This is a genomic window from Streptomyces canus 299MFChir4.1 (assembly GCF_000383615.1).
Lineage (GTDB): Bacteria > Actinomycetota > Actinomycetes > Streptomycetales > Streptomycetaceae > Streptomyces > Streptomyces canus_C.
The window spans coordinates 145,163-166,355 of the sequence record NZ_KB911595.1 but is presented as its reverse complement, the minus strand read 5'-3'; the positions used below and the strand labels follow the sequence as shown (position 1 = coordinate 166,355).

Sequence of the window (21,193 nt, the reverse complement as noted above, 5' to 3'; positions counted from 1 at the left end):
AGTTACACCGTGACCACCACGACCGACCTGGTGTCGTACGAGGACGCACTCGCGTCGTACGACCCCGTCATGGGCCTTGAGGTCCATGTCGAACTCGGCACCAAGACCAAGATGTTCTGCGGCTGTTCGACCGAGCTCGGCCAGGACGCCAACACGCAGACCTGCCCCACCTGCCTCGGCCTGCCCGGCGCGCTCCCGGTCGTCAACGCGATCGGCATCGAGTCGGCGATCAAGATCGGTCTCGCGCTGAACTGCGAGATCGCCGAGTGGTGCCGCTTCGCCCGGAAGAACTACTTCTATCCGGACATGCCGAAGAACTTCCAGACCTCCCAGTACGACGAGCCGATCGCCTTCAACGGCTACCTCGACGTCCAGCTGGAGGACGGCGAGACCTTCCGTGTGGAGATCGAGCGGGCCCACATGGAGGAGGACACCGGCAAGTCGACCCACGTGGGCGGCGCGACGGGCCGTATCCACGGCGCCTCGCACTCGCTCCTGGACTACAACCGCGCCGGCATCCCGCTCATCGAGATCGTCACCAAGCCGATCGAGGGCGCGGGCGAGCGAGCTCCCGAGGTCGCGCGGGCGTACGTCCGTGAGCTGCGCGAGGTCATCAAGGCGCTCGGCGTCTCGGAAGCCCGCATGGAGATGGGGCAGATGCGCTGCGACGTGAACCTGTCGCTGCGCCCGCACGGCCGCGAGAAGTTCGGCACGCGGTCCGAGACGAAGAACGTCAACTCGCTCAGGTCCGTGGAGCGTGCGGCCCGCTTCGAGATCCAGCGGCACGCGGCCGTACTGAACTCCGGCGGGACGATCGTCCAGGAGACCCGGCACTTCCACGAGGACACGGGGTCCACGACCTCGGGCCGCGTGAAGGAGGAGGCCGAGGACTACCGGTACTTCCCGGAGCCGGACCTCGTTCCGGTGGCCCCCTCGCGCGAGTGGGTCGAGGAGATCCGGGCCGCTCTGCCCGAGCTGCCGCTGGTGCGCCGCAACCGGCTCGTCGCGGAGTGGGGCATCACGGCCCTGGACATGCAGGCGATCCTCAACGCCGGTGCCCTGGACCTGATCGTCGCCACGATCGACGCGGGTGCCGACGCGGCCTCCGCCCGCAAGTGGTGGATGGGCGAACTCGCCCGCAGCGCCAACGAGTCCGGCAAGGCGCTCGACGAGCTGGCCATCACCCCGGAGCAGGTCGCCCGGGTCACCGAGCTGGTCTCCAAGGGTGACCTGAACGACAAGCTGGCCCGCCAGGTCATCGAAGGCGTCCTCGCGGGCGAAGGCACCCCGGACGAGGTCGTCGACAAGCGCGGCCTGAAGGTCGTGTCGGACGACTCGGCGCTGGGCACGGCCGTCGACGAGGCCATCGCCGGCAACCCGGGCATCGCCGACAAGATCCGCTCCGGCAAGGTCGCCGCGGCCGGCGCCCTGGTCGGCGCGGTCATGAAGGCGACCCGCGGTCAGGCCGACGCGGCCCGCGTCAAGGAACTGATCCTGGAGAAGCTGGGCGTCAGCGAAGGCTGAGCCGACGCACGCGGTACGGCCCCGGAGGACATGTCCTCCGGGGCCGTACGGCTACTTACGGCGTGCTACGAGCCGTACGAATCCGAGCGTCCGGCCTTCGTCGGCGTGCATCAGATCAACCGAGTCGCGGGCCATGTCGGCCATCCACGCGTACGGGCTCTCCGCGGCGCAGACCTCGCTCCACAGCAGCCAGTCCTTCCAGCCGTCGGGCTGCCACTCGGCGGTCTCGACCTCGACCGCCCCCGTGCGCGTCCACTGGCGCCGCCACCAGTCGGCGGAGTGGAACGCCCAGAAACCGGGGTCCCAGAAGGGCTTGAGGTGCTCCGGGGGTTCGTCCCCCGTGAGCTCCTCCCGTACCGCGGGCATGACGATCCCGATCTTCCCGCCCGGCTTCAACAGCCGGGTCAGCGTGGGCAGATAGAGGTCGTTCGTGCCGAAGTACTGGTACGCGTCGATGCTCACGATCGCGTCGAAGCTGCCCTCGGCGAACGGCAGGTCGTGCGCCTCGGCGTGCACGGGCAGTACCCGGTCGGCGAAACCGGCCTCGGCGATGCGCTTCGCGTTCTCGTCGGGCTTGACCCACAGGTCGGCCGCGGTGACCTGGACGTCGTACTCCCTGGTCAGGAAGACCGAGGTCATCGCCCGGCCGCAGCCCAGGTCGAGCACGCGGGCGCAGGGGCGCAGGGTGTCCAGGCCCAGGGCGGGCGCGAGCCACTCCAGCAGCCACAGCGCGTTCGGGCCCATCTGGTTCTCGATGACCCAGCGGGCGTCGTAGCTGTTGCTGCGGGGGTAACGGGCTTGGGTCAGCAGCCGGGTGAGGTCCTCATTCGAGGTCTTCGAGGTCCTCGGGGTGATGTCGTCTGGCATCGGTGAACGGGCTCCTTGGGTCCTGAGAGACGGAAAGGGATACGGCGGAGCTCGGTCGGACGCTCAAACAATGCACCTGCTTCGGTCGGGGGCCTGAAGAGGCCCGGCAGTCTCAGCGGAACACGCTACGCTCGCCCGCCATGAACGGTCCTGCGAATTCCGAGCCATCCGACATACGGGAGGAGTACGACGGCCAGGCGCTGGACGCCCGGCGGGCCCGCTGGACGGCCTCCGGCACCGGCGCCCTGCTGGCCCTCGCCGGTCTGGCCGCGGCGGCGCTCCGGGCGGCCGGCTCCGACCCCGCGCTCGTGCCGACGGCCTACGCCTGCGGCGCCGCCGTGTGCGCGCTGGCGGCGGTCCTGGGCTCTCGGGGTCGCACCCGCAGAGCGCTGTGGCTGCTGATCATCGGTGTGATGGTGATGGCGTTGGGCGACCAGTTCGACTGAGGTTCGGCGGACGTGACAGAGTGACCGTTACTGTCCTGTGATCTGCCTCCCACTCCTGTGAATAAGCGCACGATCGCGGTAAACGATCACTTTTGCCTGCAAGAGTGGTCCACACATTGCTCATGCGTTCTTTGCGGGCCGTTCACCACATGAACGACTGTTCCCGGTCAAAGATCCACAATTCACCATCCCTGGGAGCACGTTCGTGGCAGCCCTCGCACGCTGGTGTGTCCGACGACGCCTGGTCGTCGTTCTCCTGTGGCTCCTCGCCCTCGGCGGAGTGACCGCGGGCGCCGCCGTCGCCGGGTCCGCCTACTCGAACGACTACGAGGTCCCCGGCACCGAGTCGGGCCGGGCCACCCAGCTGCTCCAGGACGGCTTCCCGCGACTCGACGGCGACAGCGACACCGTCGTCTGGCACGTCACCTCGGGCTCGGTCCGGGACGCCGACGTCGAGCAGACGATGACCGCGACCTTGGGCAGGATCGCGGACCTGCCCGGCGTGGCCGCCGTGGTCGGCCCGTACGACGACCTGGGCGCCGGCCGGGTCAGCGCCGACGGGCACACCGCGTACGCCACCGTCACCTTCGACGACTCCGCCGAGGACATCGACAAGTCCGAGGCGAAGGCCGTGGTGGACACCGCCAAGGACGCCGAGGCGGACGGGCTCCAGGTGGAGCTGGGCGGCAGCGCCGTCGCCCTCACCGAGTCCTCGGGCGGCCATGTCGCCGAGATCGTCGGCGTACTCGTCGCCTCCCTCGTGCTGCTCCTGGCCTTCGGCTCGCTCGCCGCCTCCCTGCTGCCCATCGCCACCGCGCTGGTGAGCGTCGGCACCGCGTACGCCGGGATCGTGCTGCTCGGGCACGCCATGACCGTCGCCGACTTCGCGCCCATGCTCGGCATGCTGATCGGGCTCGGCGTCGGCATCGACTACGCGCTCTTCATCGTCACCAGACACCGGCGCGGCCTGAAACGCGGGCTGAGTGTCGCCGAGTCCGTCGAGAACGCCGTCACCACCACCGGGCGCGCCGTCGTCTTCGCGGGTGCCACGGTTTGCATCGCCCTGCTGGGGATGCTGATCCTCCGGCTGAGCTTCCTCAACGGCGTCGCGATCGCCGCTTCCCTGACCGTCGTCCTCACCGTCGCCGCGTCGGTGACCCTGCTGCCCGCCCTGCTCTCCCTCATCGGCATGCGCGCGCTGAGCCGGCGCGAGCGGCGCCGGCTCACCGAGCACGGGCCCCAGCCCGAACTGCCGACCGGGTTCGCCCACCGCTGGTCCGCGTTCGTCGAACGGCACCCCAAGCTGCTCGGCGCGATCGCCCTGCTGGTCATCACCGTCCTCGCCCTGCCCACCCTGGGCCTGCGCCTCGGCACCTCCGACCAGGGCAACGACCCGCGGTCCTCGACCACCCGGCAGGCCTACGACCTGCTCGCGGAGGGCTTCGGCCCCGGCGTCAACGGCCCGCTGACGCTGGTGACCCCGGTCGACGGCGCCGAGGACAAGCTCCTCCTCGACAACCTCGACGCCACCCTGCGCACCACCGAGGGCATCGCGTCCACCAGCCCGGTCACCTACGACGCCGGCGGCGACCTCGCCTACTTCACGATCGTCCCCGAGTCCGCCCCGCAGTCCCAGCAGACCAGCGACCTCGTGGACCGGCTGCGCGCCGAGGTGCTGCCGCGCGCCGAGACCGGGACCACGCTCGACATCCACGTCGGCGGGATGACCGCCTCCTACGACGACTTCGCGGACGTCATCGTCGGCAAACTGCCCCTGTTCGTGGGCGTCGTCATCGGCCTGGGCTGTCTGCTGCTCCTGCTCGCCTTCCGCTCCGTCGGCATCCCGCTGAAGGCCGCCGCGATGAACGTCGCCGCCGTCGCCGCCGCCTTCGGAGTGGTCGTGGCGATCTTCCAGTGGGGCTGGGGGAGCGAACTGCTGGGGCTGGGCCGCGCCGGGCCCATCGAACCCTTCCTGCCCGTGATCATGGTCTCTGTCCTCTTCGGGCTCTCGATGGACTACCAGGTGTTCCTGGTCAGCCGGATGTACGAGGAGTGGCTGGAGACCGGTGACAACCGGCGGGCCGTCCGCGTCGGCCTCGCCGAGACCAGCCAGGTGATCAACTCCGCGGCGGTCATCATGATCTCCGTCTTCCTCGCCTTCGTCCTCAGCGGCGACCGCGTAATCGCCATGTTCGGCATCGCGCTCGCCGCCGCCGTGGCCCTCGACGCCTTCGTCCTGCGCACCTTGCTGGTGCCCGCCCTCATGCACCTGCTCGGCGGCGCCAACTGGTGGCTGCCGGGCTGGCTGGACCGCCGGATGCCCCGCATCAGCATCGAACCGCCCGAGTGCCGCGCCGCCCATGAAAGGCTGGACGAGGTCGTGGAGGAGCTGGAGAGGGAGCGGGACGGGGATGTACGCGATATCGCTGGGTGATGACGGGGCCGAACTGCGGCCGCTTGAGCCGTGGCACGCGGAGCAGTTCCTGGCCAACCTGGAGCGGGGCCGCGAGTTCATCGGGCAGTTCATCCCCTTCGGCTCCCAGGCCGTCGACGTGGCCTCCGCGCGCGAGACGCTCCAGCGCTACGCCCGGATGCGCGCCGATGACACCGGCGGCTACCACGGCATCTGGCTGGACGGAAAGCTCGTCGGCGGAGTCCTGACCCTGAACCTCGACGCCGAGCAGGGCAACTGCGAGGTCGGCTGCTGGCTGGAGCCCGCCGCGACCGGTCGCGGACTGATCACCCGGGCCATGCGGGTGCTGATCGACTGGGTGGTCGAGGAACGCGGAATCCACCGGATCGAATGGGTCGCCGCGTCCGGAAACACGGCCAGCATCAACGTCGCCCGGCGCCTGGGAATGACCCGCGACGGAGTCCGCCGTCAGGCGCACCCCTATGGTGGCGTACGCCACGACCTCGAGGTGTGGTCGATTCTCGCCCCCGAGTGGCGTGAGGCACGTACGCGTGCAGTCCGGAACGATCATTAAGAAACCTCTCAGACAGGATCCGTACGGTGCCCGACATGGGAACGAAGACAGCTGACGAAACCGGCGCCGACACGGGCGCCGAGACCACGACCGACGAGCAGAAGGTGAGCGTCGCCAAGACCGACGAGGTGACGGAGGCCGAGGACACCACGGCCGAGGACACCACCGCGGACGAGAACGCCGCCGACGAAGATGTCGCCGACGACATCGACGACGAGGACGACCTGCTCGGGGCCGCCCGGGAGGAGGGCCCCACCGGCGTCGGCCAGGGCGCGGGCGCCGTCGTCTCCGCCGCGCTCGGTCTGGTCTCGCTCACCGGCAGCTGGATCGGCACCGTGGCCGCCGCCCGCGAGACCCTCGTCGGCCAGCTGCAGACCTCGTCCACCGCGAGCGTCGCCAAGCAGGTCAAGGAGGTCTACGGCGACGCCTGGCAGACCACCGCGCTGTGGGGCGGCCTCTTCGCGCTGGTCGCCCTGGTCGTCGGCGTCGGAGTGCTGGCCCGGCCCGCCTTCGGTGCCCCCGGCAAGCCGCAGGCCGTGTGGATCAAGTCCGTCGCCTGGGGCGGTGTCGCGCTCGGGGTCGTCGGCCTGCTCCTGGCCGTCCTCAAGTACACCGGCTTCCTGCTGGACCTGCCCTCCACGAGCTGAACAACCGCAGGTCACGAGGGGTCTTAGGGCAGCCGTAGGTACCTTACGGAGCTCCTGAGGCCCCTCCCTCGCGTCTAAGGCCCCCGGCGCCCCCGAAGATGCGGAACTCTCCCGATGTGGCGGACCCCCCTCGGAGACGAAGGTAGAGGCATCGCAGAAAGCGAAGCCCGAAACCGACTCCGAAGAGGACCACGCCATGTATGCCGAGTACGAACTCTCCCGGTACCGCTCCGCCGAACTCATCCGCCAGGCCGAGCACGAGCGGCTCGTCCGCGAGACCCTGCGCGGCCGCCGCGCCGCCCGTCGTGAAGCCGCCGAACGCAGTGCGGAGACCGATTCGCATACGGGCCGCCCCCGGCGGCACCGGTTCCTCCGCACGGCGTGAGCGCCGGGGGGAGGGAGGACGGCCGTACGGCTCTGCCCGTCCCCGCGGTCACCACGGCGGCCGTCCTCCCGGCAACCGGGGCCGGCCGGGAAACCGGGCCCGCCCCGAAAACAAGTGACGTGCCGTCGGACCCGCGTGCCATGCTCGGGCCTGTGGAGACCAGGTCCGTCAGTCCCGTGTTCGTCGGCCGTATCGAAGAGCTGAACAGCCTGAACGAAGCGCTCTCCCGCGCCGCCGCGGGAGAGCCGCAGGCGTTGCTGCTCGGCGGCGAGGCCGGTGTCGGCAAGACCCGGCTCGTCGAGGAGTTCGCCACCGCCGCCTGCCGGCAGGGCGCGGTCGTCGCCCTCGGCGGCTGCGTGGAGATCGGCGCCGACGGCCTGCCCTTCGCACCCTTCTCCACCGCCCTGCGCGCCCTGCGCCGCGCCCTGCCCGACGAACTGGCCGCCGCGGCCGCGGGCCAGGAGGAGGAACTGGCCAGGCTGCTGCCCGAGGTCGGCGAGGCGATCCCCGCCCGGGGCCCCGGCCGCCACGACGAGGAGAGCCTGGCCCGGCTCTTCGAACTCACCGCCCGCCTCCTGGAACGCGTCGCCGCCGAGCGCACCGTCGTCGTCGCCCTGGAGGACCTGCACTGGGCCGACGCCTCCACCCGTCACCTCCTGGCCTACCTGTTCCGCACCCTACGCACAGGCCGCCTGGTCGTCCTCGCCACCTACCGCGCCGACGACATCCACCGCCGCCACCCGCTGCGCCCCCTGCTTGCCGAACTCGACCGCCTGCGCACGGTCCGCCGCATCGAACTCGGCCGCTTCAACCGGGACGAGGTGGGCCGCCAGATAGCCGGGATCCTCGCCGGCGAACCGAACCCCGCCCAGATCGACGAAATCTTCGAACGCTCCGACGGCAACGCCTTCTTCGTCGAGGAACTCGCCGTCTGCGTCACCGAGGGCTGCGGCACCGGCCTCACCGACTCCCTGCGCGATCTGCTCCTGGTCCGCGTCGAGGGCCTGCCCGAACGCACCCAGCGGGTCGCCCGGGTTGTCGCCGAAGGCGGCTCCACCGTGGAGTACCGGCTGCTCGCCGCGGTCACCGGGCTCGCCGAGGACGATCTCATCGAGGCGCTGCGGGCCGCCGTGAACGCCAACATCCTCCTCCCGGCACCCGAGGGCGACGGCTACCGCTTCCGGCACTCCCTGGTCCGCGAGGCCGTCGCCGACGACCTGCTGCCCGGCGAACGCTCCCGCCTCAACCGTCGCTACGCCGAAGCCCTGGAGGCCGACCCCACGCTCGTCCCCGCCGACGAGCGGGTCATGCGCCTGGCCAGCTACTGGTACCACGCCCACGACGCCGCCAAGGCGCTGCCCGCCGTCCTGGACGCCTCCGTCACCGCCCGTCGCAGGCATGCCTACTCCGAACAACTCCGGCTCCTGGAACGCGCGATGGAGCTGTGGGACACCGCCCCCGAGAACGTCCGGGCCGCCCTGCGCCCCGTCGACTACACCGAGGTCTACCCGCCCTGCGGCTGCGACCCGGCCACCACCCCGTTGCGCTACCTCGACCTCATGGCGGAGGCCGCCGTCGCCGGGCGCCTGGGCGGCGAACGCGAACGCGCCCTGAAGATCACCAAGCGGGCGCTGCACCTCCTGGAGGACGACGGGGACCCTCTGCGAGCGGCCTGGTTCTGGGTCCAGCGCTCCCATCTCGTCCAGGGGCTGGCCCGCGGTGACGGCTGGGCGGAACTGGCCACCGCCGAGGACCTGGTCCGCGGCCTGCCGCCGTCGGAGGTGCACGCGGAGGTCCTGTCCACCGTCGCCAACTGGTCCCATGTGCACGTCCCCGGCCCGGAGGCCTTCTCGGCCGCCGAACGCGCGGTGGACTACGCACGCATGGTCGGCGCCCGCGAGATCGAGATGAACGCGCGCCTCACCCTCGCCGGCCTGGTGGTGGAGTCCGGCAGCGTCGAGACCGGCCTCGACGAGATGTTCGACGTCCTGCGCAGGACCCTCGACGACGGCATCCCCAGCGTCGCCAGCCGCGCCTACGTCAACCTGCCCTCCTCCCTCGAAAGCATCGGCCGCTCCCGGGAAGCCGTGGAGGTCCTCCAGGAAGGGCTGACCCACGCACGACGGCACGGCCTCTCCGACAAGGAGGCCTGGATCTGGGGGAACCTCGCAGAGTCCCTCTACTCCCTGGGCCACTGGGACCGGGCCGCGGAAGCCGCCTCCCAGGCCGAGCGTGTCGGCCAGAGTGCCAAGCCCCGCGGCTTCCACGCCGTGAACCGGGCGGCGCTCTCGCTCGCCCGCGGCGAACTGACCGAAGCCGCACGTCAACTGGCCTCTGCACGCCGCTACTTCGGCTCCCACGACCAGGCCCCCCAGCATGAACTCCCCCTCGCCGACATCACCATCGGTGTCGCCGCCGGCGAAGGCCGTCTCCTGGACGCCCGCGCCGAGCTCGAACGCGTCCTGGACTCCGGCTTCCCGCCCGGCACCCAGCGCTACGCCTGGCCCCTCCTGCTCACCGCCGCCGCCATGGAGGCCGACAGCCTCGGCCTGCCCGTCGCCGAACCGGGCCGCACGAAGATCCTCGACCGCGTCAGGGAAGCCGCCAGGCCCCTCGCCACCAACGCGCCCGTCTGGCTGGCCCACGAACGCTGGCTGCGCGCCGAACTGCTGCGCGCCGAGGGCGCCGACACTCCGGACCACTGGTGCGAGGCCGTCACCGCCGTCGAGCCCCTGGAGCGCCCCTACGCCCTCGCCCGCGTCCGCCACCGGCTCGCCCAGGCCCTCCTGTCCGCACCCGGCGGCGCCGAGCAGCCCGAACGCGACCGGGCCACCGAACTCCTGCGCCTGGCCCATGCCGCCGCCGAGCACCTCGGCGCCCGGCCCCTCGCCGACGCGGTCACGCTGCTCGCCCAGCGCGCCCGCCTCGCCCTGACCGCGGTCCCGGCGCTCGACCGGACCGACCCGGTCCGCTCCCTCGGCCTCACCGGCCGCGAACGCGACGTCCTGAGGCTGGTCACCCTCGGCCGCACCAACCGCCAGATCGCCGAGGAACTCTTCATCTCCCCGAAGACGGCCAGCGTCCACGTGTCCAACATCCTCGCCAAGCTCGGCGTCTCCGGACGGGGCGAAGCGGCGGCGGTGGCGCACCGGCTGGGACTGTTCCCGGCGGCGGCTCTCCACGCGCCGATCACACAGTGAGGCGTACGGTGTAGGAGACCGGCAGGGGAGGCTGCATGTTCAACATGTTCGAGGAACTGTTCGCGCCCGGCCGCAAGCACACCCACGACGAGCAGAAGCGGCTGGAGCTGACCCGCGAGGACGTCGGCGACGGCGACCCCGGACGCGGACCGATAGATCTCACGTCCGGGAAGGTCGTCGTCCGCAGGCCCAAGCCGGACGAGGACTCGAACGAAGACGTGGGCGAGGACTTGGACGAGCGTCCGGCTAGCTGACCTGTATCTCCAGGATCTTGTCGTCCCCCGACTTCGGGCTGCCGCGACCGTCGGTGTTGCTGGTGACGAGCCACAGCTTGTCCCCGCCGGCTGAGACCACCGTGCGCAGCCGGCCGTACTCACCGTTCAGGAACGACTGCGGGTCGGCCGAGGCCGCCGTGCCCTTCAACGGGATGCGCCACAGACGCTGGCCCTTCAGGCCGGCCATCCAGATGGACCCCTCGGCGTAGGCGACACCGCTGGGGGAGGCGTCGTCGGTGTGCCACTGCGCTATCGGGTTGTGGAACTGCTTGTCGTCCGACTTGCCCTCGGCCGTGGGCCAGCCGTAGTTGTCGCCCGGCTTGATCGCGTTCAGCTCGTCCCAGGTGTCCTGGCCGAACTCCGAGGCGAACAGCCGCTGTTTGGAGTCCCAGGCGAGGCCCTGCACATTGCGGTGGCCGTACGAATACACGGGGGAGTCGGGGAGCGGGTTGCCCGGGGCCGGGTCGCCCTCCGGGGTCAGACGCAGGATCTTGCCGCCCAGGGACTTGCGGTCCTGGGCCAGACCGGTGTTGCCGCTCTCGCCGGTGCCCGCGTACAGCATGCCGTCCGGGCCGAACGCGATCCGGCCGCCGTTGTGGATGAAGCCCTTCGGGATGCCCTTGAAGATGGTGTCGGGGGCGCCCAGCTGCTCGCCGGACGACTTCTGCTCGTCGTACACCATCCTGACGACGCGGTTGTCCGAGTCGGAGGTGAAGTAGGCGTAGACCATGTGGTCCGAGGCGTAGTCCGGGGACAGGGCGATGCCGAGGAGGCCCCCCTCGCCGGCCGCGGAGACCCCGGAGACCCGGCCCAGTTCCGTCTTCTTGCCCGACTGTCCGTCGACCCGGATGATCGTGCCCTCGTCCCGGGAAGAGACGAGCAGGTCGCCGTCCGGGAGGGGGGCGAGGCCCCAGGGGGTCTTGAGGCCCTCGGCGACCGTGCGCACCACCTTCACCGAGCCCTTCGCCGGCGGGGTCGCCTCCGCGGCCTGCCGGGTGGGGGAGGACCCCGCGCCCGTACCGCTCGCTGAGGCGCTGTTCGCGCCGTCCGGCAGGACGCCGCCGCCTCCTCCGCCGTCGGAGGAGCAGCCGGCCGTCAGCAGGAGCGTGGTCGCGGCCAGCACGGCCGTCACAGCTCGACGATGCACGATCATGGTCCCTTCGAAGCGGCGGGTTCTACCTGTCATACACCGCTCGCCCCTCCCAGGTTCCCGATCTCCCGGACCCGATGCGCGCACCGGTTTCTCACCAGGCTTGTGACGTGTGCCGCGGCCGGGGGGTTGTGGGTGGGTCCGCTGGTCGACGCCGCGAGTGCTGTGGGTGGGTTCGCCGGGGCCGGCCCGACCGCTGCGGGTGGTCTGCTGGTCGGCGGCGTGTGTGCGGTGGGTGGGCCCGTTGGTTCCGCGTTCCGCGCGTGGCGGCAGGTTCGCTGGTCTGCGTGCCTGGTCCCTGTGGACGGGGCTGCCGACCGGCGGCCCGTGTGCCGTAAGCGGGTCCCCTGACCACCCACCCCCAGCACAGCAGCCCCGCGCAGTGCGCGGACCGCTAGTCCCACGACCCCTGTGCCGGCGGCAGTGTCGCCACCTCCGTGAGGTCCTGGGCCGTCAGCCGCAGGGCGGCCGCCGCCGCGTTCTCCGTCGCCCATCGCTCCCGCTTGGTGCCCGGCACCGGGACCACGTGGTCGCCCTGTGCCAGTACCCACGCCAGTGCCACCTGAGCCGGGGTGACGGACTCTCCGTGGCGGGCCGCGATGCGGCGCAGGCCGGAGACGATGGGCTGGTTCGCGGCCATCATCTCGGCGGTGAAGCGGGGGTGGCGGGCGCGGACGTCGTCCGGTTCGAAGCCCTCGCCCGGGGTGAGGGTGCCGGTCAAGAAGCCGTTGCCGAGGGGCATCGCCGCGAGGAAGCCGATCCCGCGTGCCGCGCACCAGGGCACCAGCGTCTCCAGAGCCTCCGGCGACCACACCGACAGCTCCGCCTCCACCGCGCTCACCGGGAAGACCTGCTGGACCCGCCGCAACTGCCGGATCGTCGCGTCGTACAGCCGGGTTCCGGAGCGGCGACCACCCCGCGCCCCCATCGCGCACAGCCCCAACGACCGTACTTTTCCGGCCTGTACGAGCTCCGCCATCGCGCCCCAGGTCTCCTCGACCGGAACCTCGGGGTCCTCGCGGTGCAGCTGGTAGAGGTCGATCACATCGGTCTGGAGCCGCCGCAGCGACGCGTCGCACGCTCTTCTCACATAGCCCGGGCGGCCGTTGGCCACGATGTGCTGCTCGCCCACCAGCAGGCCGACCTTGGTGGACACGAACGCGTCCCCGCGCCGTTCCTTCAACAGCCGCCCCAGCAACAGCTCGTTGGTGAACGGGCCGTACATGTCGGCCGTGTCCAGCAGCGTCGAGCCCAGATCGAGCGCCCGGTGCACGGCCCTGACCGACTCGTCACCCCACTGCCGCGACCCGCTGTAGGCCCAGCTCATCGGCATGCATCCGAGTCCGACGGCTCCCACCGCGAGCGCCGCCGCGCCGATCGTCCTGCGCTCCACCTGCTCGTGACCCTCCCTCTTCCGGCCCCCAACCTAACCTCTGGGCCCCCGGACGCCTGACATAGCCTCCTGGCATGACTGCTGACGTGTGGCTCCCCATCCCGCCGGACGAGATCGCAGGGCTCCCGGAAGGGCCCCACTACCTCTTCTGGGACGGGGGTGACGACGGCGGACAGGACTTCCCGGGGGACCCCGCGAACTGCGCTGTCTACGTCGTGCCCTACATGAAGCGACAGTCGGTGAAAATCCGGCCGCTGCCGTACATGACCAACCTCCGGCTCGTGCAGACGCTCACGGCCGGGATCGACGACGTCCTGGCCCGGCTGTCCGACATCGTGCCGGGCGTGCCGCTGTGCAACGCGCGTGGTGTGCACGAGGCCAGCACCGCGGAGCTGGCTCTCACCCTGACCCTCGCCTCGCTGCGCGGCATCCCCGAGTTCGTCCGCGCCCAGCAACAGGAGTCCTGGCAGGGCGCTTTCCGGCCCGCGCTCGCCGACAAGACCGTCCTCATCGTCGGCTACGGCTCGATCGGCTCCGCCATCGAGGACCGGCTCGTGCCGTTCGAGGTCGCGCGGGTGGCGCGCGTCGCGCGCTCCGCGCGCACCACGGAGCGCGGCCCTGTGCATCCGCTCGCCGAACTGCCCGCCCTGCTGCCAGAGGCGGACGTCGTCATCCTGTCCACGCCCCTCGACGAGACCACGCGTCACCTGGTCGACGCCCAGTTCCTTGCCCGTATGAAGGACGGCGCGCTCCTCGTGAACGTCGCCCGCGGCGCCGTCGTCGACACCAAGGCGCTGCTCGCCGAGCTGGAGACCGGCCGCGTCACCGCCGCCCTGGACGTCACCGACCCCGAGCCGCTGCCCCCGGGACACCCCTTGTGGCAGGCGCCGGGCGTACTCGTCAGTCCCCATGTCGGAGGACCCACCTCCGCGTTCCTGCCGCGCGCCAAGCGCCTGTTGGTGGACCAGTTGAACCGTTATGTGAACCAGGAGCCCCTGCGCAACGTGATCCTTACGACGGGATCAGGCGGCGCGTGACGCGTACGCAGCGCGCTGTCGGGCGCGGGCGCGCAACAGGCGTGTAATCCGTTTCCGGTACCCTCCGCAACCTTTCGGACGCGGTCCGTACTCACATCGCCGCTGGTCGTCACGGAGCGTAGAGGAACTATGTCCCTGAGTGACGAGACTGGTGTATCGTCCCGACAGGGGCTGCGCCGCGCATCGTTCGGCGCCGGGGATGGACATTGCAGACTGTGAGGGGGGCGACGGGCGATGCACGGCCTATGGACCAACGATCCGACGCGGCGGGGCTGCCGGCTCCGACCCTGGCACACAGCCGCGCGCAGACGCGGCCACCACGCCGGTCACGGCGGTCACCACAGTTCTCATCACCGCAGGCACAACAGCCGCAGGAGGCATGCGCACCCGGCGCACCCGGACCCCCGGGACCCCGGAGCTGCGCGGACCGGGAGGGCCCGGTGAGCTCGCCCCCGTCTCCCACGACCACTCTCGACGGAGCGCTGCGGGCCCGGCCCGCAAGGGGGGCGCTGCCCTCCCGGCCGCCGGCCGCCCGTGGCGGCTCGAGCCTGGTCCACCAACTCCTCCTCGCCCTGGTGTGCGCGGGGTACGCCATCGGTTCCGCGTTCGACTGGGGTTCGCCCGAAGCGGCCCTGATCATGGGCGACTTCGGGCTGAGCGCCGCGGCGGCCATCGCCGCCGTGTCGTGCTTCGTCTACGCCCGCAACCCCCGGGTCCGCTTTCGACCCGCCTGGCTGCTCTTCGGGCTCTCCTCGACGATGGCGTCGCTCGGCAACCTCATCTGGGGGTGGTACGAGGTCGTCCTGGGCCGGGCCGTGCCCGATCCCAGCTACGCCGACCTGTTCTTCCTCTGCTTCGCGCCGCCCGCGATCGTGGGTCTGCTGGTCCTCGCCAAGCGGCCGGTGACGAAGGCGGGCTGGGTCTGCCTCGGCCTGGACGCCTGGCTGATCGGCGGCTCGCTGCTCACGCTCTCGTGGAGCCTCGCCCTCGCCCAAGCGGCGAAGTCCGAGGGGCCGAGCGTCGCGCACACCGCGCTGTCCCTGGCGTACCCGCTGCTGGACATCGCCCTCGTCAGCATGGTCCTCGCACTGCACTTCCGGCGCTCGGCGGTCAACCGCACCGCGGTGAACACCGCGATCGGCGCGCTCGCCCTGACCGTGATGTGCGACGCCCTGTTCACCTCGCCGCTGCTGCACAACAGCTACCGCTCCGGCCAGCTGCTGGACGCCGGCTGGTTCGCCGGCTCCCTGCTCCTCGCCTACGCCCCCTGGGCCGCACCCCGGCGCCCGGAGGGCGAGCCGAAGCGACCCGCCGGGCACACGCGCGTGGTGCGCGAACACCTGCCCAGGCAGCGGTTCGGGATCCAGCACCACCCGTCCGCGCAGGGAGCGCAGGGCGGTGACCACGGTCGGTATCCGGCCACCCGGCCCATCACCGGGTCGCTGGCCGCCCTCACCCCGTATCTCGCCGCCGCCGTCTGCACGCTGGGGATCCTCTACAACGTCCTCAACGGCCGCAGCGTGGACCGAGTGGTACTGCTCACCGGCGGTACCGTCGTCCTCGCCCTCGTGGTGCGCCAGGGCATCATGCTGCTCGACAACATCACTCTCACCCAGGAACTCGCGCAGAAGGAGAACCACTTCCGCTCCCTGGTGCAGGGCTCCAGCGACGTCATCATGATCGCCGCGCCCAACGGCATCCTCCGGTACGTCTCCCCGGCCGCGGCCGGAGTCTACGGACGCCCCGCCGAGGAACTCGTGGGCACGGAACTGGCCGGTCTCATCCACCCGGAGGACCTGGGGTGCGTGGTGCACGAGGTGCGCCGCTTCCTCGCCGCCAACCCGCTCGAAGAACCCACCACCCGCATCGAGTGCCGCTTCCGGTCCGGGGACGGCGGCTGGCTCAACGTCGAGTCCACCGTCAACCGTCACCACGGCGGTCTCATCTTCAACAGCCGGGACGTGACCGAAAGAGTGCGCCTCCAGGCGCAGCTCCAGCACAACGCCGAGCACGACCCGCTGACCGACCTGCCCAACCGGGCCCTGTTCACCCGGCGCGTCCAGCAGGCCCTGTCCGGCCGCCGTTCCTCCGACCGCGGCACGGCCGTCCTCTTCATCGACCTGGACGGCTTCAAGGCCGTCAACGACACGATCGGGCACCAGGCCGGGGACGAGCTGCTCGTCCAGGCCGCCCGCAGACTGCAGGACGCGGTCCGGTACGGGGACACCGCCGCCCGGCTCGGCGGGGACGAGTTCGCCGCGCTGATCGTCGGGGACGGCACCCGCGACCGCACCGCCCGCGAGGGCAACATCCTGGAGCTCGCCGACCGCCTCAGGGTCACGCTCTCGCAGCCGTACCTCATCGACGGCAACGATGTCCGGGTCGCCGCCTCCATCGGTGTCGCCTTCGCCGAGCCCGGCCTCGGAGCGGGCGAGATCCTGCGCAACGCGGACCTCGCGATGTACCGCGCCAAGGCGGGCGGCAAGGGCCGCGTCGAGCTGTACGCGCCCCAGATGCAGCAGGACGTCGTACGCAAGGCGGAGCTGGCCACGCGCCTGCGTGCCGCACTGCACGACGGCGAGTTCGCCCTGCTGCACCAGCCCGTCGTCTGCCTGGAGGACGGCCGGATCACGTCGGTCTCCGCCCAGGCGCGCTGGCGCTCCTCCCAGGGAGTGCTGTTCACGCCCGCCGAGTTCTTGCGGGTGGCCGAGGACAGCGACAGGACGCAGGAGCTGGGCCGCTGGATCCTGGAGGAGGCCGTGGAAAAGGCCGCCGAGCGGGCCGCGGCCGGACTCACCGTGCCCGTGGCGGTCCGGATGAGCGCCCAGCGGCTGCTGGACCGCTCCCTGCCCCTGGGCTCGGTCGAGGCGCTGCTGACCCGGCACGGGCTGCCGTCCGGCTCCCTGGTCATCGAGCTCTCCGACGCCGACCCCCGGGTCTCGCTGGACGAACTGGAGCGCCGGCTGACCGCGATCCGGCGCGTCGGCGTCCGGATCTCCCTGGACGGCTTCGGCAGTGGCTACGCGGCGATCACCGCGCTGCGCAAGCTCCCCGTGGACATGCTCAAGCTCGACCGCAGTCTGGTCGAGGGCGTCGTGGAGTCCGCCAGACTGCACAAGATCACCAGTGGGCTGCTCAGGATCGCCGGAGACCTCGGGCTGCAGTCCGTGGCCGACGGGGTGGACCTTCCCGAACAGGTCGTCGCCCTGCGCGCGATGGGCTGCACCCACGGGCAGGGCATGGCGTTCTCGGGTCCGCTGGACGAGTACCGGCTGCGCAGGGCGCTGGCCTCGGGGCACTATCCGGTGCCGCACGGCCCCGCGGAGCCCGCGTTCGCCGGCGGCGGGGCGGGGGTGTACACCGGGAGCGTGTCCGCCGTACTCGGTGGTGGGACGGCCCTCCGCTCACATAATGAGACTCCCGTCCCACCCACTTGACACCGGGTGCGTGCCGGGGGGAGGGTCAGTCTCATGCGCACCCGAATTCTCGTACTTGGAAAGCGCGTCGGCTGACGCTGAGCCACAGACCGCTCAGCGATCCCCACCCGGCGCGCTCCCCTCGCTTGCCTTCTGGCACGAGGGGTTTTTTGTTGCCCAGCCTCCCCACCTCAGCTTCACACCCTCAGCATCGAGAAGAGAATGACGATGACCGAGCAGGCCACCGGGGCCCATCCGCAGCCGCGGCCCCGATCCGGAGGACAGCAGTCCGCCCCCGAGCACGTCACGGGCGCGCAGTCCCTCATCCGCTCTCTCGAGGAGGTCGGCGCCGAGACCGTATTCGGCATCCCCGGTGGCACGATCCTCCCGGCGTACGACCCGCTGATGGACTCCACCAAGGTGCGCCACATCCTGGTCCGCCACGAGCAGGGCGCCGGCCACGCGGCCACCGGCTACGCGCAGGCGACAGGCAAGGTCGGTGTCTGCATGGCGACCTCGGGGCCGGGCGCGACGAACCTGGTCACGCCGATCGCCGACGCGCAGATGGACTCCGTGCCGCTGGTCGCGATCACTGGCCAGGTGGTGTCCTCGGCGATCGGCACGGACGCCTTCCAGGAGGCGGACATCGTCGGCATCACCATGCCGATCACCAAGCACAGCTTCCTGGTCACCAAGGCCGAGGACATCCCCCGGGTGATCGCGCAGGCGTTCCACATCGCGTCCACCGGCCGCCCCGGCCCGGTCCTGGTCGACATCCCCAAGGACATCCTCCAGACGAAGACCACCTTCTCCTGGCCGCCCGTCATGGACCTGCCCGGCTACCGCCCGGTGACCAAGCCGCACGCCAAGCAGATCCGCGAGGGCGCCAAGCTGATCACCCAGGCCAAGCGGCCCGTCCTCTACGTCGGCGGCGGTGTCATCAAGGCCGGCGCCACCGCCGAGCTGAAGGTCCTCGCGGAGCTCACCGGAGCCCCCGTCACCACCACCCTGATGGGGCTCGGCGCATTCCCCGACAGCCACCCGCTGCACGTGGGAATGCCGGGCATGCACGGTGCGGTCACCGCCGTCACCGCGCTGCAGAAGGCCGACCTGATCGTCGCCCTCGGTACCCGTTTCGACGACCGCGTCACCGGCAAGCTGGACAGCTTCGCCCCGCACGCCAAGATCGTCCACGCCGACATCGACCCGGCCGAGATCGGCAAGAACCGCGTCGCCGACGTGCCGATCGTCGGTGACGCCCGCGAGGTCATCGCCGACCTGGTCCAGGCCGTCCAGAAGGAGCACAGCGAGGGCCACAAGGGCGACTACAGCGCCTGGTGGAAGGACCTGTCCCGCTGGCGCGAGACCTACCCGCTGGGCTACGACCTGCCCGCCGACGGCTCGCTCTCCCCGCAGCAGGTCATCGAGCGGATCGGACAGCTCGCCCCCGAGGGCACGATCTTCGCGGCAGGCGTCGGCCAGCACCAGATGTGGGCCGCGCACTTCATCCAGTACGAGAAGCCCGCGACCTGGCTGAACTCCGGCGGCGCCGGAACCATGGGCTACGCGGTCCCGGCCGCCATGGGCGCCAAGGCCGGCATGCCGGGCAACACGGTCTGGGCGATCGACGGCGACGGCTGCTTCCAGATGACCAACCAGGAACTGACCACCTGCGCCCTGAACAACATCCCGATCAAGGTCGCCATCATCAACAACGGCGCCCTCGGGATGGTCCGCCAGTGGCAGACCCTCTTCTACAACCAGCGCTACTCCAACACCGTGCTGCACAGCGGCCCCGAGGACATCAACCCGGACGCCAAGGGCACGCGCGTGCCGGACTTCGTGAAGCTGTCCGAGGCGATGGGCTGCGTGGGTCTGCGCTGTGAGCGCCCGGAGGACCTGGACAAGGTCATCGCGGAGGCCAACTCCATCAACGACCGCCCCGTCGTCGTCGACTTCATCGTCCACGAGGACGCGATGGTGTGGCCGATGGTCGCCGCCGGCACCTCCAACGACGAGATCATGGCCGCCCGGGACGTCCGCCCCGACTTCGGCGACAACGAAGACGACTGAGAGCCGTAAAGGAAGCAGATCATGTCCAAGCACACGCTCTCCGTCCTGGTGGAGAACACCCCGGGCATCCTGGCCCGGATCGCCGCCCTCTTCTCGCGCCGCGGCTTCAACATCGACTCGCTCGCGGTCGGTGTCACCGAGCACCCCGAGATCTCCCGGATCACCATCGTGGTGACGGTGGTCGAGGCGCTGCCGCTGGAGCAGGTGACCAAGCAGCTCAACAAGCTCGTCAACGTGCTGAAGATCGTCGAGCTGGAACCCGGCTCGGCCGTTCAGCGCGAACTCGTTCTGGTGAAGGTGCGCGCCGACAACGAGACGCGCTCCCAGATCGTGGAGATCGTCCAGCTGTTCCGCGCCAAGACCGTCGACGTCTCCCCGGAGGCCGTCACCATCGAGGCCACCGGCAGCGGCGAGAAGCTGTCCGCGATGCTGAAGATGCTGGAGCCCTTCGGCATCAAGGAGCTCGTCCAGTCCGGCACCATCGCGATCGGCCGCGGCGCCCGCTCGATCACGGACCGCTCGCTGCGCGCACTCGACCGCAGCGCGTGACGCAGGTGTACGGGCGGCCCCGGCCGCCCGTATACCGAGACCCCGAAACTTCATCCCAGTCCGCCGTCATACGGTGGGGCGCAACACCTGCACACCAAGGAGAGAACCCAAAGTGGCCGAGCTGTTCTACGACGCCGACGCCGACCTGTCCATCATCCAGGGCCGCAAGGTCGCGGTCATCGGTTACGGCAGCCAGGGCCACGCCCACGCGCTGTCGCTCCGTGACTCGGGTGTCGACGTGCGTGTCGGTCTGCACGAGGGCTCCAAGTCCAAGGCCAAGGCCGAGGAGCAGGGCCTGCGCGTGGTGACGCCGTCCGAGGCCGCCGCCGAGGCCGACGTGATCATGATCCTGGTGCCGGACCCGATCCAGGCCCAGGTCTACGAGGAGTCCATCAAGGACAACCTGAACGACGGGGACGCGCTGTTCTTCGGCCACGGCCTGAACATCCGCTTCGACTTCATCAAGCCCCCGGCGGGCGTCGACGTCTGCATGGTCGCCCCCAAGGGCCCGGGCCACCTGGTCCGCCGGCAGTACGAGGAGGGCCGCGGCGTTCCGTGTATCGCGGCCGTCGAGCAGGACGCGTCGGGCAACGCCTTCGCGCTCGCGCTGTCGTACGCCAAGGGCATCGGCGGCACCCGCGCCGGCGTCATCAAGACGACCTTCACCGAGGAGACCGAGACCGACCTGTTCGGTGAGCAGGCCGTTCTCTGCGGTGGTACGGCCGCGCTGGTCAAGGCCGGTTTCGAGACGCTGACCGAGGCCGGCTACCAGCCGGAGATCGCGTACTTCGAGTGCCTGCACGAGCTGAAGCTCATCGTCGACCTCATGTACGAGGGCGGCCTGGAGAAGATGCGCTGGTCCATCTCCGAGACCGCCGAGTGGGGCGACTACGTCACCGGCCCGCGGATCATCACGGACGCCACCAAGGCCGAGATGAAGAAGATCCTCGCCGAGATCCAGGACGGCACCTTCGCCCGTGAGTGGATGGCCGAGTACCACGGCGGTCTGAAGAAGTACAACGAGTACAAGCAGCAGGACTCCGAGCACCTGCTTGAGACCACCGGCAAGCAGCTCCGCAAGCTGATGAGCTGGGTCGACGAGGAGGCGTAAGCCTCAGGCCACGGGGTCGGAGCGGACAGCTCCGGCCCCGTTGTCCAACCCGTCGCATCACGGACGGGTGATCCTTCCGCAGAGGCGCAAGACGACCTCCGCCGCGCCACTACACTGGCGCACAACATACGCG

Annotated in this window: 16 protein-coding genes; 13 read left to right on the top strand and 3 right to left on the bottom strand. The window is 70.7% G+C overall.

Going from position 1 to position 21,193, the window contains the following annotated elements; all coding sequences use genetic code 11:
* The first annotated feature begins 9 nt into the window (after positions 1-9).
* Entirely contained in the window at positions 10-1,524 is a 1,515-nt protein-coding gene (gene gatB, locus H293_RS0127625) for an Asp-tRNA(Asn)/Glu-tRNA(Gln) amidotransferase subunit GatB (RefSeq protein WP_020121068.1), read from the top strand.
* Positions 1,525-1,575: 51 nt separating this feature from the next.
* Here gatB and H293_RS0127620 read toward each other — a convergent pair whose 3' ends face one another.
* Entirely contained in the window at positions 1,576-2,391 is an 816-nt protein-coding gene (locus H293_RS0127620; RefSeq protein ID WP_020121067.1) for an SAM-dependent methyltransferase, read from the bottom strand.
* 140 nt (positions 2,392-2,531) lie between these two features.
* Between H293_RS0127620 and H293_RS0127615 the strand changes: the two genes are divergently transcribed.
* From H293_RS0127615 to H293_RS0127585, 7 genes are all read left to right on the top strand, one after another.
* Positions 2,532-2,837 carry a hypothetical protein gene (locus H293_RS0127615; protein WP_020121066.1) on the top strand — a complete coding sequence of 102 codons (306 nt, stop codon included), beginning with the start codon at positions 2,532-2,534 and terminating at the stop codon, positions 2,835-2,837.
* A gap of 205 nt (positions 2,838-3,042) precedes the next feature.
* On the top strand, positions 3,043-5,271 hold the full coding sequence (locus tag H293_RS0127610) for an MMPL family transporter (RefSeq protein ID WP_020121065.1): 2,229 nt from the start codon (positions 3,043-3,045) through the stop codon (positions 5,269-5,271).
* Complete coding sequence (locus H293_RS0127605) at positions 5,249-5,824, top strand: GNAT family N-acetyltransferase (RefSeq protein ID WP_020121064.1); 576 nt, start codon at positions 5,249-5,251, stop codon at positions 5,822-5,824. Before H293_RS0127610 ends, H293_RS0127605 begins: the two co-directional genes overlap by 23 nt.
* A gap of 26 nt (positions 5,825-5,850) precedes the next feature.
* On the top strand, positions 5,851-6,471 hold the full coding sequence (locus tag H293_RS0127600; RefSeq protein WP_020121063.1) for a hypothetical protein: 621 nt from the start codon (positions 5,851-5,853) through the stop codon (positions 6,469-6,471).
* Between the two features lie 196 nt (positions 6,472-6,667).
* Positions 6,668-6,856 (top strand): hypothetical protein, encoded by a 189-nt coding sequence (locus H293_RS0127595; protein WP_020121062.1) that lies wholly within the window; start codon positions 6,668-6,670, stop codon positions 6,854-6,856.
* A 140-nt stretch (positions 6,857-6,996) separates the two neighbouring features.
* Entirely contained in the window at positions 6,997-10,056 is a 3,060-nt protein-coding gene (locus tag H293_RS0127590; protein WP_020121061.1) for a helix-turn-helix transcriptional regulator, read from the top strand.
* A 35-nt stretch (positions 10,057-10,091) separates the two neighbouring features.
* Entirely contained in the window at positions 10,092-10,310 is a 219-nt protein-coding gene (locus H293_RS0127585) for a DUF6191 domain-containing protein (RefSeq protein ID WP_020121060.1), read from the top strand.
* Here H293_RS0127585 and H293_RS0127580 read toward each other — a convergent pair.
* Together H293_RS0127580 and H293_RS0127575 are read right to left on the bottom strand one after the other, a co-directional pair.
* Positions 10,303-11,484: a PQQ-dependent sugar dehydrogenase gene (locus tag H293_RS0127580; RefSeq protein WP_106968417.1), complete on the bottom strand. Its 1,182-nt coding sequence runs from the start codon at positions 11,482-11,484 to the stop codon at positions 10,303-10,305. The two genes, H293_RS0127585 and H293_RS0127580, sit on opposite strands and share 8 nt — an antisense overlap.
* A 391-nt stretch (positions 11,485-11,875) precedes the next feature.
* The gene (locus H293_RS0127575) at positions 11,876-12,874 is read right to left on the bottom strand and encodes an aldo/keto reductase (RefSeq protein ID WP_020121058.1); all 999 of its coding nucleotides are present in this window, start codon (positions 12,872-12,874) and stop codon (positions 11,876-11,878) included.
* Between the two features lie 74 nt (positions 12,875-12,948).
* Between H293_RS0127575 and H293_RS0127570 the strand changes: the two genes are divergently transcribed.
* From H293_RS0127570 to ilvC, 5 genes are all read left to right on the top strand, one after another.
* Positions 12,949-13,911, top strand: a complete 963-nt coding sequence (locus tag H293_RS0127570; protein ID WP_199790203.1) for a 2-hydroxyacid dehydrogenase — start codon at positions 12,949-12,951, stop codon at positions 13,909-13,911.
* Positions 13,912-14,351: 440 nt separating this feature from the next.
* Entirely contained in the window at positions 14,352-17,348 is a 2,997-nt protein-coding gene (locus tag H293_RS0127565) for a putative bifunctional diguanylate cyclase/phosphodiesterase (RefSeq protein WP_020121056.1), read from the top strand.
* 207 nt (positions 17,349-17,555) lie between these two features.
* Positions 17,556-19,400, top strand: a complete 1,845-nt coding sequence (locus H293_RS0127560; protein WP_028808246.1) for an acetolactate synthase large subunit — start codon at positions 17,556-17,558, stop codon at positions 19,398-19,400.
* 21 nt (positions 19,401-19,421) lie between these two features.
* Entirely contained in the window at positions 19,422-19,949 is a 528-nt protein-coding gene (gene ilvN / locus H293_RS0127555) for an acetolactate synthase small subunit (protein ID WP_020121054.1), read from the top strand.
* Between the two features lie 112 nt (positions 19,950-20,061).
* Positions 20,062-21,060, top strand: coding sequence for a ketol-acid reductoisomerase (ilvC, locus tag H293_RS0127550; protein WP_007384880.1), 999 nt, complete (start codon positions 20,062-20,064; stop codon positions 21,058-21,060).
* Positions 21,061-21,193 lie beyond the last annotated feature (133 nt).

What these genes read in the sequence shown, in the direction of transcription:
- H293_RS0127620 (WP_020121067.1), bottom strand. Translation starts at nt 2,391, where the DNA reads ATGCCAGACGACATCACCCCGAGGACCTCGAAGACCTCGAATGAGGAC.
- H293_RS0127615 (WP_020121066.1), top strand. Translation starts at nt 2,532, where the DNA reads ATGAACGGTCCTGCGAATTCCGAGCCATCCGACATACGGGAGGAGTAC.
- H293_RS0127605 (WP_020121064.1), top strand. Translation starts at nt 5,249, where the DNA reads ATGTACGCGATATCGCTGGGTGATGACGGGGCCGAACTGCGGCCGCTT.
- H293_RS0127595 (WP_020121062.1), top strand. Translation starts at nt 6,668, where the DNA reads ATGTATGCCGAGTACGAACTCTCCCGGTACCGCTCCGCCGAACTCATC.
- H293_RS0127590 (WP_020121061.1), top strand. Translation starts at nt 6,997, where the DNA reads ATGCTCGGGCCTGTGGAGACCAGGTCCGTCAGTCCCGTGTTCGTCGGC.
- H293_RS0127585 (WP_020121060.1), top strand. Translation starts at nt 10,092, where the DNA reads ATGTTCAACATGTTCGAGGAACTGTTCGCGCCCGGCCGCAAGCACACC.
- H293_RS0127580 (WP_106968417.1), bottom strand. Translation starts at nt 11,484, where the DNA reads ATGATCGTGCATCGTCGAGCTGTGACGGCCGTGCTGGCCGCGACCACG.
- H293_RS0127570 (WP_199790203.1), top strand. Translation starts at nt 12,949, where the DNA reads ATGACTGCTGACGTGTGGCTCCCCATCCCGCCGGACGAGATCGCAGGG.
- H293_RS0127560 (WP_028808246.1), top strand. Translation starts at nt 17,556, where the DNA reads ATGACCGAGCAGGCCACCGGGGCCCATCCGCAGCCGCGGCCCCGATCC.
- ilvN (WP_020121054.1), top strand. Translation starts at nt 19,422, where the DNA reads ATGTCCAAGCACACGCTCTCCGTCCTGGTGGAGAACACCCCGGGCATC.